This window comes from Burkholderia sp. LMG 13014 (assembly GCF_905232215.1).
In the GTDB taxonomy this organism is placed as follows: domain Bacteria; phylum Pseudomonadota; class Gammaproteobacteria; order Burkholderiales; family Burkholderiaceae; genus Burkholderia.
The window spans coordinates 1-12,305 of sequence record NZ_CAJNKE010000138.1 but is presented as its reverse complement, the minus strand read 5'-3'; the positions used below and the strand labels follow the sequence as shown (position 1 = coordinate 12,305).

The following is a 12,305-nucleotide window of genomic DNA, read 5'->3' as shown; positions in this document are numbered from 1 at the left end:
GAATGACGACCGGCCCTGCATCGGCCGGCGTCGCACCTTTGCGATGCAGCCAGCCCGGCTCGCCGTCGACGTTCGCGCGGCTTACCAGGTTGTGGTTCACGTCGAGCACGCACTGGCCGTCGGTACGCCAGCGCGCCAGCATGCGCCGCGCGATCAGGTCGCGATTCGCGACCGCATAACGCAACGCCGCATCGTGACGTGCCAGGTACGCGGTGCAGGCGGCATCGGTGTCGTCGAGACCGTTGTAGCCGTGCTCGCGCATGTGCTGCTCGAGGATCGACTGGCCGAAGCCGCGCGACCCGCTGTGCACGAGCAGCAGCAGGCGGTCGCGGTCGAGACCGAGCGCCTGGACGGCATCGGCGTCGTACACCGCGTCGATCCGCTGTGCCTCCGCGAAATGATTGCCGCTGCCGATCGTGCCGAGCGACGCCGCGAACGCGTGATCCGCGAACCCGGCGGCCGCAATGCACGGCTGCCAGCTGGCATCGGGCGTGGCGTCGATCGAGCCGAGCCGGCTCGCGAGCTTCGACGCGCTGACGCGCCGCGCATCGAGCGCGGTTTGCCACAGCGCCATCCCGCAGCCGATATCGCCGCCGATCAGCGCCGGATACAGCTGGCCCGTCGAGAAGAACGCAGCGCCGACCGGGTAGCCGCGTCCAGGATGAAGATCGGGCATGCCGGCGACGCGCCGCATGCCGGGGAGGGTGGCAGCGTGTTCGAGCTGCCGGATCGCCTCACCTTCGATCCAGGTGGTGGCGCAAGCGCACAGCGTGATGTGCTTGGCCAGGTATTGCATGGAATTGCCCATGGAGGTTTCCGTTCGATGAAAAAGTAGAACGGCGGGCCATGGCGCAGGCAGCGCAACGATGCGCTGCCCGACGTCGGAAGTCGGGAAGAGGGCGGCACGACGGGATCGGAACGATCCGGCTCATCGCCGTGACGGCGATGTGTGGTGCTGCTTGGCGTGAACGATGAAACGAACGGACGCGAAAAACCCGAACTACGACCCGCGACGGGAGGAGTGTTGGCGTGACGTCATGATTTTTTTCTCCTTGCGAGTGAGGGGTTGATCGGAATGGCGGCGACTCTAGCATGCCCGCAACGGGCGCAGCAAGCGGGCAGCGCCGCGTTGCCCATCGAATCATCGCCCGATGTGGTGAAAAACACACAAATAGGAATCCGGATCATTTCCGTAACGATGGGGCGTCAAGCACGCCGCAGCAGGCATCCGGCGCTTGCAGACGGCCGCAACGGATGCCTCCCGCCACGCTTGACAGCGCAAAAGCCGTTTCGTAGCATCCGCCTGCTTCATCCCTGAACCCTCATCGAATCGGTGATCCAAGTGCCCGCAAACATTCGTCCCTTCGCCTGATACGCCGACGACTGCCGTCCCGGCCGCGTGTCGTCCTGCCCGTTTCCGTCTGCCTCGCGGCGCCGGAACGTCGATCGCAGGAACGCGCCCGGACCCGCACTGACACCGCAACGCACACCCCATCGTTCGTTCACGTCGTCGGCTTTTTCCCCTGTTTCCGGAGAAAGACCATGACGCTGGATTTTCGCGCCTACGCGCAATCGCTCGACCTTGCCCGCTACCCGCGCACGCCGCATCTCGAAGGCTCGCGCCTGCAGGACGGCGACGAAGGTCACGACCACGTTCCCTATCGCACCCTTGCGGGCGCCCATCTCGTCGTCGAGGAAAAACTCGACGGCGCGAACACGGGCATCAGCTTCAGCCCGGCCGGTGAACTGCTGCTGCAGTCGCGCGGCCACTACCTGACCGGCGGCGGCCGCGAGCGGCAGTTCGGTTTCGTGAAGACCTGGGCAGCCGCCCACGCCGGCTGGCTGCTCGATCGCCTCGGCGATCGTTACGTGATGTACGGCGAGACGATGAGCAAGAAGCACGCGGTGTTCTACGACGCACTGCCGCATCACTTCTTCGAATTCGACGTGTTCGACCGCACGACGGGCCGCTTCCTGTCGACGCCTGCGCGTCGCGCGCTGCTCGCCGACGGGCCCGTGCTGTCGGTGCCCGTGCTGTACGAAGGCATCGCGCCGGCGCGGCTCGCCGACCTGAAGGCATGGCTCGGCCCGTCGCTCGCGAAGACACCAAACTGGCGCCGCGCGTTCGAGGAAACGGTGCGGCGGCAGGGGCTCGACCTCGCCCGCGCATGGCAGCAGTGCGACCAGTCGGAGCGCTCCGAAGGGCTTTACGTGAAGGTCGAGACGGACGACACGACGACCGCGCGCCTGAAGTGGGTGCGCCACGATTTCGTGCAGGCCATTCTCGAATCGGCACGCCACCACTCGGAGCAGCCGTTCATCCCGAACCTGCTCGCGCCGGATGTCGACCTGTATGCGCCGCGCCCGACGGTAACGTGGGCATCGATCTCCGCTGCGCAACCGAACCCATGAATGCGGAACGGCCGAACGCCGTTTCGAGAGGAGTCTTGATCATGAAGTACGAACAACTGCAGGCACTCGTGCCTGCGCCCGGCCGGCAGCCGGACTATCGTGCGTGCCTCGCGGCGTTTCCCGCGCTCGAACACGCGAAGACGACCCCGCAGGCGCCTGCGCACCACGCGGATACCCCCTTCCGATACAACTACTAACAACAAATCAAGGCGTTATAGGCAGTTGGGTAACTACTTTTCCAACTGTTCGCCTTGGTCTCTCGATTTTCGAGGTTGACCATGAACTGGAATGATATACGGCAGCTCGTGCCGCTGAACGGGAAGGCACCTGACTTCGAGGCGTGCTTGGAGGCGTTTCCTGCGTTGGAGTTCGCCAAGGACACCCCCCAAGGTTCCTACCATCGTGAAGGGACCGTGTGGGTCCATACCAAAATGGTGGTCGAGGAGCTGCTTGCGCTTCCGGCTTACCAGGCCGCGCCGCGCGCGGAGCAGGAAATCCTGTTCCTGGCTGCGCTGCTGCACGACATCGCAAAATACAGCACAACGGTGATTGACCCGGTGACGGGTGCCATCAGCCAGCCGGGCCACTCGCGCAAGGGTGCAATTGACGCGCGCATTGCCCTGTGGGACGCCGGGGTGCCGTTCGACGTGCGCGAAGCCATCTGCCGGCTGGTTTCCGTGCACCAGGTACCGTTCCACGCTTTCGAGCAGCGCGCGAGTCGCGGCCCGGATGACCAGCACAAGACGAAGACGCCCGAGTTCCGCGTGCGCCAGTTGTCATGGCAGGTCGACCTGAGGCTGCTCACAACGCTCGCGGAAGCCGACATGCGCGGCCGGATATGCGACGACAAGCAGAAGATTCTCGACAACATTGAGCTGTTCCGCGAGCTGGCGCGCGAGGAAGGCTGTTATGGACAGCCACGTGCGTTTGTGGACGCGCACACGCGCGTGAGCTACTTCCGGGGCGCCGACGTACATCCTGACTACTCGTTGTTCCAAGAAGAGGGGTCGAAGGTCGTCCTCATGTCCGGCTTGCCTGCATCGGGCAAGAACACGTGGGTCGCGAAGCACCATCCGGGGCTGCCGGTGGTGTCGTTTGACGACGCGCGTGAGGAACTGGGCCTGCGCCACGGCAAGAACGAAGGCATGGTGGCGCACCACGCCATCGACAAGGCGAAGGACCTGCTGCGCGCGGGCGCGCCGTTCGTGTGGAATGCGACGAACACGGGTTCGCAACTGAGGGAAAAGGCGCTGAGCCTGCTCTACGCCTATCACGCCGAGGTCGAGGTGGTGTATCTCGAGCGGCCACGCGCGGAACTCTTCTCGCGCAACACGCGGCGCGATACATCGCTCACCAACAAGGGCATCAGCGCGATGCTGCTCAAGTGGGAGCCGCCGCTGCCGACTGAAGCCCATGCCATCACGTATCTCGCGTGAAACGCACCTTGCCTGTCTCCGTGACGGCGAGGTGCGTGCGAACTTGCTAGACCCCGCCCTTGCGCCGGTTACAGGCTTTGCATAGCATCCGGCAGTTCGACAGGATTGATTTGCCGCCGGCTATGCGAGGGGTTTTCTGACTCACGTGGCCTGCAGCGCTTTCTCCAGCACGTCAAGCTCGGCCTTCTCCAGGAGAACGTTCTTCGTGGTTGTCTGGCGCAGCCTGCCTTTGACCAACTCCAGGCCGCACGCGCGAAGCCGCTCTTCGTCGAAAAGCACCGAGATGACTTTGGTCAGTTCAAGCGGCACTGCTTGCGCGCTGACGGGCGCAGTATCACCGCACTGCGAAGACAAAGTGCCTCGAATCAGCTCGTCCACGGATATGCCGGGAATCTTTCGCAGACCAGCCTGAATCCGGGTGCGGTCTGCGATGGCCTGGTCGCGTTCTTCCTTCAAAAGCTGCACATACGCGCGCAGCGACTCGTCAGCAATCTCCGGTTCCGCAGAGTGCTTCGGTCGTTCGCGGAACTGCTGACCCGACTGCCGGACTTGCAGATAGCGCATGAGGACGTCTTTCGAGTTCCGAATCGACTGCGCTTTCGGCCCGTCCCAGTCCCTGTCGACGCAATAACGCTCCACGGTCGTGGGCGAAATCTTCATCTTGTTCGCATCAAGATAGTCGCATGCCGCCTTGATGCGTTCGAGCGTCGCGCGCTGCCGGGGGTTGGAAGCTTGCTCCAGCAACATTTCGTACGTGCCGGCCAGTGTTTCTTCAAGGTCAATGGTGCTCATGCGAAGGTCTCTTCTTCGTTGTTTGTAAGGGCCTCGCTGTCCTCGCCAAGGGACAACAACTCGGTCTGAAGGGCGAGCAGCTCGCCGGCGTCGGCAGCGGTTTCAAGCGCTTTGAGCTTATCCGCTAGTTGCGGGTAGGCGCTCAGCCTGGTTCGCCCAGACAGAACGTCATCGAGGTCGCGATGCTTGACCTGCTGGAGCAGGAGCGTTGACAGGAGGTTCCCAGCCTCGTGAGCCTGTTCATCGGACAGGGTCAGCAAGAACGGCTTGACCCCGTTGGCGGCCAACATCCTGGACAAGATGGCGTTCTTCTCCAGTTCAGCTTCCCGGTTGCGGAAGCCGGTCACGAAATCGGCCATTTGCGTGATTTGGTCGAGCAGCGCGAACTCGTGGGCCTCCTCGAGCGTCACCTTCAGCTCCGACGCGGTTCCGGCCGTCAGCAGCGGAACGGGCAGATTGTTGCCATCGACCTTGGCTTTCGCCTCCAGATAGGCGTTGAGCTGGGACACCGACTGCTCGGCGTAGCGATACCGCGCGGCCCATTCTTCAATGTCAATAGCCAGTTCCCGGTTGAGGACGTCCACCCGGTCGCGAATCTGCCGGGCTTTCTTCTGATTTCCCGCGTCTTCGGCGTCAAGCCGTTCATCATTCAGGCTGGCAACCTCGAGGCCTTTCTTCCTGATGACGTACGCGAGGTTGTTCACGGCCGCCACCTGTCCCAGCAGGTGCGCCGGGCCGGTAATCCAATACCGGCACAGGCCGCAGCGTTGACCACCCGGCACCGGGCCATGCTGCACGCGCGTGGAGTCGAGTGGGCCGCCAGTGCTGCAGGAGGTACCAGGGCAGATTCCCTCCGACGTAATGGTGATGATGCCGGTCTTCTCCCGAAGCGCGCCAAGCCCCGGCCCTTGACCGGGGCCGGCCTGCCCCAGGAGGTAGGGGGCAAACGTGTCGAGGTTCTGCATGAAGGACTCTGAGCCCACGAAATCGACGTTTTCCGACGCGTTCTCATGGGCGTCCTTCAGCATCTTCCGCAGCTTCAACGGCGAGTACCGAAGATAGTGCAGGGTCATGACGAGTGTCGCGTGCCCGGCGACAAACTGGGATACGACCTCGAGCGGCACGCCGCTTTCAATCATCGCAGTGATGCCACTGACCCGGAGCGTGTGCAGGTCGACGGCCCACTTCTGTTCGCCGTCTTCGCCCTCCGTTACCAGCTGAATGTCATGGCCGTGCTTGCGTTTGATGCGCTCCTGCACTTCGGCCAGGGCATTCGTGTAAAAGGTTGCAAGGCGGTCATATGTGATGGGTGCGTCATGCCGGTTCTTCGCCGGGTCTCTGAAAAGCGGCGTAACCTGCGGCCCCTTTGCCAGGATTCGCTCGCGCTCTTCGGCGCTGTGCTTTTCGCCATAGTACGGGATGGGGGCCGCCATCGGTGTGTTGTACCGCCGTTGCCACCCGAGCATGTGCTGCAGCAGGGAGGCAAGTCGGTCAGAAACATAGGGAATGCAGTACCCTGGCTCGGTCTCGTCGTACTGTGCCGTTTTGTTCGTGTTGACCCAGAGCCCGAACCAATCGGCTTTGCGAAGGGCGTCATGCTGGAGGCGCAGGACCGCCTCGCGGCGACCAGCGATGGCGTGGGCGGATTCGTTGCGAACCAGCCGGTTGGCGGCGGCATCGTACATAAGCTCATCCAGCTCTCCAGAGTCCATCCAGCGGGCCTGGTGCGACCGTACGGGCGCTTCCAGCATCAGGTAGAGACACACAGACGCCGCTGGAAACCAGACTCGAACGGGCTTTCCTGTCGTGCTGTCCAGCACCCGAACATAGTGAGAGCCGTGGGACTTTCCGAACGCGAAGTCGTCCTCGATGAGCAGGGATTTCATCTCCTCGATAACATAGCTGGGCAACGCGTTCCGCGCCGTCTGGCCGGCGGTGCCGCGGCTGCTTCTGCCCAGGGTGTCCGTCGAGAGGACCGGATTCTTGAAGCTTGCCGCTTCGGCAGCGCTCGTCGCCAGCAAGTAGTCGGCATACCAGTCAAGGAACCGGCGCAGCAGCGACAAAGCGACGCTTGCCGCGCTCTTCTCCAAACGAATGCGGAGATATTCGCTGTATGTCGCGTCGTTGGCGAGTGTCGCGTCGTAGATATGCCGCGCCCGGTCAAGTTCAAGCGGGCTCTTCGGTGGATTTTCGAGTGAAAGCAGGAAGTCGGCGAAATAATTGAGTCGAGTCACCTGGCCGGCGATACGTGCGGTGGTCAGTTGGCCCACATACCGTCGCATGAGGTCTCCCCAGCCTGCTAGTTCGGGAGCTGCTGCTCCGAGCCAACGGAACTCGCCGCTTGTTTTCGTCAACTCCGTGGGCTTTCCGGCTTTTGGTGACCGTGTCTGGGTTCTCGCTATCGCGAGGGTTGGGTGCGCCTGGTTGAAAAGCAACCGGTAGGTCTGCGCGACACGGGTGGCAAAGCTCTTTGCGCTATGAAGCGCATGGCCCTCCAACTGTTCCGTCTCCGCGAGCATATGGGCCTCGTAGGCGTCAATCAACTCCAGAGACAAATCGCTGGCAAGCGTCAGGTTGCTCGAAGTGAGCAGGCCATACGTGCGGCTCTGGAACTCAGCAGTGAGCGTGCCCTGCAAAGCCTCCGTTACGAGCGTTATGAGGGGTGCCTTCAGGCCCGTGTAACGGTCGTTTCGCAGAGCCTCCCATTTTTGTCGTACGGCCCATGCCCGAAACTCGCCGGGAAATAGGATGAAATTCCGCGCCCAGAGCATAAACAGCAGCTCCAGGTAGCGCGGTGCGTGATAGGGCAGATTTTTCATGCCCCTGAGAGCGTCCGCCAGGCGCTGCACAAAAGCCTGTGCAGTGCCGGCTTCTACCAGCATCTCGCGGAAGTCCGGCGCAAACGCCGGAGGACTGTAGACGAGAACGCCAGACAACTCCGAACGCGAGGCGGGCAGCACTCCCATCACTCGTTCGCGTTGTTCCGCGAGAGGCAACTGGCGGAGGTGCGCATTCAGCGCCGTTCCCTTGAGCGGCAGGCCAGCGACCCGCTGCAGCGCGCTGCTTTGCAGGTAGGCGGACGCGGGATGACCGCCAGGGCCCTTATTGGTCTTGAACGCCACAATCCAGTTTCCGCGCTCGTGCTCTGCCAGAAGCGAATGCTCCCAGAACTCACGAATCCGGACACGTTCGTGGTCAGCAATGACCTCGAGCAGCCGCTCCGCAGTCAGTTCCGGCGCAACGTGAACGAGGACCGGCGAAAGATTGAGAGAAACCAGGCTTTGCGAGCCAGGCGATGGAAAAGTCGGAAGAGGATTGAGCATTGGCGTTATTCGATGCACTCAAGCTGGGAGAAGTAGCGCGGCCGGCGCGGCAAGGAGTTGGGGCGCTTCAAGGGCTTGTCTCTCCTGCGCGGCCATCAGTTCCTTTCGCACGGCTTCGGCGGACAAGGCGTAATAGACTTGCGTGGACATGACGTTGGCGTGGTGCATCAAACGCTGTGTCGTCTCGATGGGTAGCCGGAGCACAGATGCGCAATAGAAGCCATAGAAGTGCCGGGCACCGTGGGGATTGACGCCGGGCATGCTGGGAGAGAGGGATACACGCGCGGCCGCCCGGTTGAACGCTTTCGACATGTTCGATAGCTTCAAGGGTTGACCGTAGCTGTCCTCGCCCTTCTCGCTGACGAAGTAGTATGGATGGACGTCGGGCAATTTGCCGCGCACTGTGCGGACGTACTCGGCGTGCAGACGTGCGAACAGCCTGCCGGCATCTTCCCGCAGCCAGTGAACGACTGATTCTGACCGTTTCTTGTCATCGGCCATCATGCCTTTCCAGCCGGCGTGCAGCGGATGTTTCTCTGCGAGCAGGTTTCGCGACGTGAGTCCGTATTTCTGCTGCAAGAACGTGACGCGATTACCGACCTTCTTTATCCTGTCGCGTCCAATCCACTGGTAGCTCCCGTCTTGCGGGTGCCCAAGCACCACGCGCGCAGTCCCGTCCGCCTGGATGCTGATGTCGGAGGCAAAGAGGTGCATCGGTTCAGAGATGCGAAGGCCGCCGAAAAAGAGCAACAGCAGATAGAGCTTGTCTCGCAACGACGGAGTCTTCAGGACGGCTTCCCATACCATGTCCGGAGGGAAGTGCTTATTGTCCGTGAAAGCCTTGTTTCGTCTGCCGCGCGCCGGGTCGAAAGCACGCTGCGTCACCACGCCCTTCGCTTCGTCAAATGCGGGCGCCAGGTGGAAAAGCATGTCCCACTGCTTGCGGGAAGTGAGCTTTAGCTCCTGAGTCTTTTGTTCTCGAAGGTTTAGCTGGTCGACGAGCACGCGCTCCTTCGGATTGACAGGTGCGTGACCGAAGTTGTTGGTGCACCACTCGGTAAAGTCGCTCACCGCGCGCACATCCGCAGCAGCTGTCGCCACCTTGACCGCGTCCCAACCCAGCGATGCTTTCCCGAAACGACGAGCCTCATAGAACTCTGCCAGCAACAGTCTCAGCTGGTCCGGTGCGAGCGGGGCTCCGTTCTTTTCGAGCTGGTAGTAGTCGTAGAACCGTCCGATGGCGGACACCGCTTTGGCTAGAGTTGAGGTGCCAGTCCCTTCTACAAGCATCTTGTTTCGTGCCCAGGCGAGAGCGAGGTAGCTCAGTTCCCCGTTCTGCAGAAACAGAAACGGTAGGCTCATGCCAGGAGCACCTTCCTGGATAGGGATGTCGATGATGGAGTGAACAGAGCGAATAGGCATGCGACGGGTATAACAGTTAAGGGTGGATTTCTATGTAGCCCGACAACTGAGCTATTTAACCAACTTCGTCTTCCGTTGAAAACAATCCGGTCCTTCTCGCTGACGATAGGTTCAATGGGTGATTCGACGAAGCATGAAGCCCTCAACACCATGGTTAATAGTTGCCTGAGGTACGGGTGGAGAACCACGGCGAAGGCGACGTGTGGACGCATACGATGATGGTGATCGATGCGCTGCTTGCGCTGCCCGGGTACCAGGCCGCGTCGCGCGCGGATCAGGAGATCGTGTTCCTGGCCGCGCTGCTGCACGACATCGCCAAATACAGCACGACGGTCGTCGATCCCGTTACCGGTGCGATCGGTCATCCCGGCCACTCGCGCAAGGGCGCAATCGATGCACGGATCGCGCTGTGGGATGCCGGCATGCCGTTCGCGGTGCGCGAGGCGATCTGCCGGATGATCGCCGTGCATCAGGTGCCGTTCTTCGCGATGAGCGGGTCGCGCCGCGGCACGCCCGAGTTCATCGCACGTGAGCTGTCGTGGCAGGTCAGCCTGCCGCTGCTGTGCCTGCTCGCCGAAGCCGACATGCGCGGGCGCATCTGCGACGACACGCAGCGCGTGCTCGACAACATCGAGCTGTTCCGCGAACTGGCACGGGAAGAGGGCTGTTACGGCCAGCCACGCGCGTTCGCCGATGCGCACACGGCGCTCAGCTACTTTCGCGGCGCGGACGTGCATCCCGACTATCCGCTGTTCCGCACGCCGGGCTCGCAGGTCATCGTGATGTCGGGCCTGCCCGCGTCGGGCAAGAACACGTGGGTTGCGCGGCATCATCCGGCTCTGCCGGTCGTGTCGTTCGACGATGCACGCGACGCATTGGGGCTGCGCCACGGCCAGAACGAGGGCGCGGTCGCGCACCATGCGGTCGACGCCGCGAAGGCGTTGTTGCGCGAACGGAAACCATTCGTGTGGAACGCGACGAACCTGTCGCCGCTGATGCGCAAGAAGACGCTCGACCTGCTGTTTGCGTACGGCGCCGACGTGACGCTCGTCTACCTCGAACAGCCGCGCGCGGAACTGCTGCGGCGCAACGCGCGGCGCGACACGTCGCTGACGAATCGCACGCTCGAGGCGATGCTGCTGCGCTGGGATCTGCCGCTGCCTACCGAAGCGCACGCGGTGCGGTACGAAGTCTGATGCGACACCGTCACCACACGAACCGGTACACCGCACGTCATCGCGGCGTACCGGCTCGCTTCATTTGAGCGCCGGATTCTGCTGCGTCGCGCAGGCGCGCAACGCGGTGACGAGATCGGTCTTGCCCAGCTTGTCGAACAGGTCGGCCATCTCCATCTGCGCGACCGGATCGCCTTCGCGGGCCGCGCGCCAGCGCAGCGACGCGATCATTCCGCTCATGCCCTCGCCGGGCGTTTCGCCGTCGTAGCCCGACATTGCCTGCAAGACATCCGCGAGCTTGTTGTAGCCGGCCGGCACGTGATGAACGAGCAGCCACGCAATCGCAGGCTGCGCACCTTCCCAATCCTCGTCGTCGAGCGAACTGCTCGCCAGACGCGCGGCCGCGCGCCACGAACCTAACGATGCCGCCTTCGCATACGCGATGTCGGCTTCGCGGCCGCGCGGCGACGGCGCCGCGTCAAACGTGGCCTGGGCTTCGGCCGATGGCGGCGGCAACGCGAGCTTCGTGCAGTGGAACGCACCCGCATCGGGCGCGTTGCCGGGCTGGCCGGCCCAGCGCGCCTGGTCCTTCAGCGCGCGATCGAGCGTGGGCCGCACGTCGCTTTCCTTCATCGACGCGAACACCCAGTCGGTACGGACATGGCGCGCCGCGTCCCAGTCGCTTTCGGCGAAGGCGTGTTGGGCGAAGGCCAGGCAGGTCGCCACGCAGCCGATTCGGAACATCGTACGGGCAGGGGATTTCATCATGGATACCGGTCTCAACTGGCTACGATGATGAAGGTGGTGAGCGCGATCGGGAACAGGGCGAGGCCGAGCAGGCCCAGCGCGCCATCGGCCGCCATCGCGATCGGCGACAACGCCAGCTTGGCGCCGTGGCCGACAGCCGTCAGCTTGTCCGTCACCGTGACATGGTAAGGACGATTGAACGCCTGTGGGACCGACGAAGGCGTGACATCGTTCGGCAGATAGCGCTTGCCGCTGATCGTACCTTTCGACGCCAGGTAGCCACTCTCCTGCTTGAAACCGTCCGCGAGCGCACGCTCGCGCACGTCGGAGCCGGTCGGCGCATCCGAGTAATCCAGCCTCATCGCGTATCGACCGGTGATCGTGTCGCCGTGCGTCTCGAAACCGTTGAACGCCGTGTGGATCTTGGGACGATAGGGCGCGGTGAGTACCGTCGCGAGGCCCGGCGGCATCTCGAAGATGTAGTGATACTTCTGGCCGAGCACGACGAGTTGCTTGCCGTCCGCGGTAATCAGGAAGGTCGACAAGGTCTCGTCGTAGGTCGAATCCTTCATCCACGCCTTGGTGACGGGACCGAAATCGGCGCAGCCGGCGAGCATGCCGGACGCTGCCGCGGCGGGCAGCGCGAGAAATGTTCTTCTTTTCATGAGTGCTGTTATGGATGTTGTTCGTTATTCAGCGGAACCGCTTGAATGTCGGACGCCGCGTTCGAGGAACGCGGCACCCTGACGGCCGGTCATGCGGTTACTTCGCCTGCGCATTGTAGGGCCAAAACCGCACGTGCAGTGTCCCCCGGGCAAGGCACCGCGCCGGCGTGCGGTAGACTGGTCGCTCGCTTGCCTGCCGCCCATCACACGACCGTTCGCACCCAGCCCACACAGACCATGGATCGAATCGATGCGATGAAGGTGTTCGTCGCCACGCTGGACGAGGGCAGCCTCGCGGGCGCGGGCCGCAAGCTCGGCCGGTCGCCGGCGGCG

12 protein-coding genes are annotated in these 12,305 nt (G+C 63.0%); 5 read left to right on the top strand and 7 right to left on the bottom strand.

All coding sequences use genetic code 11. From position 1 onward, the window contains the following. Positions 1-808, bottom strand: an 808-nt coding sequence (locus JYJ84_RS16225) for an RNA ligase RtcB family protein (protein WP_205189284.1), incomplete at its 3' end; no start/stop codon positions are given. A 734-nt stretch (positions 809-1,542) separates the two neighbouring features. On the opposite strand from JYJ84_RS16225, the gene JYJ84_RS16220 reads away from it, so the two are divergent. The 3 genes from JYJ84_RS16220 to JYJ84_RS16210 all read left to right on the top strand — a co-directional run bounded on the left by JYJ84_RS16220 (position 1,543) and on the right by JYJ84_RS16210 (position 3,848). After that, positions 1,543-2,412, top strand: coding sequence for an RNA ligase family protein (locus tag JYJ84_RS16220; protein ID WP_175984828.1), 870 nt, complete (start codon positions 1,543-1,545; stop codon positions 2,410-2,412). Between the two features lie 41 nt (positions 2,413-2,453). Next, positions 2,454-2,609: a hypothetical protein gene (locus tag JYJ84_RS16215; RefSeq protein WP_374102106.1), complete on the top strand. Its 156-nt coding sequence runs from the start codon at positions 2,454-2,456 to the stop codon at positions 2,607-2,609. Between the two features lie 81 nt (positions 2,610-2,690). Continuing rightward, positions 2,691-3,848 (top strand): AAA family ATPase, encoded by a 1,158-nt coding sequence (locus JYJ84_RS16210; protein ID WP_175984827.1) that lies wholly within the window; start codon positions 2,691-2,693, stop codon positions 3,846-3,848. Positions 3,849-3,894: 46 nt separating this feature from the next. On the opposite strand, the gene JYJ84_RS38540 is transcribed toward JYJ84_RS16210, so the two are convergent. Genes JYJ84_RS38540 through JYJ84_RS16190 form a run of 4 tightly spaced genes read right to left on the bottom strand, consistent with a single transcriptional unit; the run spans position 3,895 to position 9,325 of the window. Next, a complete protein-coding gene (locus JYJ84_RS38540) occupies positions 3,895-3,993 on the bottom strand; it encodes an HNH endonuclease (protein ID WP_175984826.1) in 99 nt (32 codons plus the stop codon). Next, a complete protein-coding gene (locus JYJ84_RS16200) occupies positions 3,990-4,640 on the bottom strand; it encodes a hypothetical protein (RefSeq protein ID WP_175984825.1) in 651 nt (216 codons plus the stop codon). Before JYJ84_RS16200 ends, JYJ84_RS38540 begins: the two co-directional genes overlap by 4 nt. Then, the gene (locus JYJ84_RS16195) at positions 4,637-7,963 is read right to left on the bottom strand and encodes a VPA1269 family protein (protein ID WP_175984824.1); all 3,327 of its coding nucleotides are present in this window, start codon (positions 7,961-7,963) and stop codon (positions 4,637-4,639) included. Before JYJ84_RS16195 ends, JYJ84_RS16200 begins: the two co-directional genes overlap by 4 nt. A gap of 18 nt (positions 7,964-7,981) precedes the next feature. Further along, positions 7,982-9,325: a tyrosine-type recombinase/integrase gene (locus JYJ84_RS16190; protein WP_175984823.1), complete on the bottom strand. Its 1,344-nt coding sequence runs from the start codon at positions 9,323-9,325 to the stop codon at positions 7,982-7,984. 275 nt (positions 9,326-9,600) lie between these two features. On the opposite strand from JYJ84_RS16190, the gene JYJ84_RS16185 reads away from it, so the two are divergent. Beyond that, positions 9,601-10,581, top strand: coding sequence for an AAA family ATPase (locus tag JYJ84_RS16185; RefSeq protein WP_236027670.1), 981 nt, complete (start codon positions 9,601-9,603; stop codon positions 10,579-10,581). Between the two features lie 60 nt (positions 10,582-10,641). Here JYJ84_RS16185 and JYJ84_RS16180 read toward each other — a convergent pair whose 3' ends face one another. Both JYJ84_RS16180 and JYJ84_RS16175 read right to left on the bottom strand, forming a co-directional pair. Further along, positions 10,642-11,328: a hypothetical protein gene (locus JYJ84_RS16180; RefSeq protein ID WP_236027667.1), complete on the bottom strand. Its 687-nt coding sequence runs from the start codon at positions 11,326-11,328 to the stop codon at positions 10,642-10,644. Between the two features lie 11 nt (positions 11,329-11,339). Next, positions 11,340-11,972, bottom strand: a complete 633-nt coding sequence (locus JYJ84_RS16175; protein WP_122945403.1) for a 5-formyltetrahydrofolate cyclo-ligase — start codon at positions 11,970-11,972, stop codon at positions 11,340-11,342. A gap of 237 nt (positions 11,973-12,209) precedes the next feature. Here JYJ84_RS16175 and JYJ84_RS37830 point away from each other — a divergent pair. Beyond that, on the top strand, positions 12,210-12,305 hold a 96-nt coding region (locus JYJ84_RS37830), incomplete at its 3' end, for a LysR family transcriptional regulator (protein WP_240201864.1).

Coding starts and splice junctions, on each gene's coding strand:
- JYJ84_RS16175 (WP_122945403.1), bottom strand. CDS start 11,972: ATGAAAAGAAGAACATTTCTCGCGCTGCCCGCCGCGGCAGCGTCCGGC.
- JYJ84_RS16210 (WP_175984827.1), top strand. CDS start 2,691: ATGAACTGGAATGATATACGGCAGCTCGTGCCGCTGAACGGGAAGGCA.
- JYJ84_RS16220 (WP_175984828.1), top strand. CDS start 1,543: ATGACGCTGGATTTTCGCGCCTACGCGCAATCGCTCGACCTTGCCCGC.
- JYJ84_RS16180 (WP_236027667.1), bottom strand. CDS start 11,328: ATGATGAAATCCCCTGCCCGTACGATGTTCCGAATCGGCTGCGTGGCG.
- JYJ84_RS16195 (WP_175984824.1), bottom strand. CDS start 7,963: ATGCTCAATCCTCTTCCGACTTTTCCATCGCCTGGCTCGCAAAGCCTG.
- JYJ84_RS16215 (WP_374102106.1), top strand. CDS start 2,454: ATGAAGTACGAACAACTGCAGGCACTCGTGCCTGCGCCCGGCCGGCAG.
- JYJ84_RS16190 (WP_175984823.1), bottom strand. CDS start 9,325: ATGAGCCTACCGTTTCTGTTTCTGCAGAACGGGGAACTGAGCTACCTC.
- JYJ84_RS16185 (WP_236027670.1), top strand. CDS start 9,601: ATGATGGTGATCGATGCGCTGCTTGCGCTGCCCGGGTACCAGGCCGCG.
- JYJ84_RS16200 (WP_175984825.1), bottom strand. CDS start 4,640: ATGAGCACCATTGACCTTGAAGAAACACTGGCCGGCACGTACGAAATG.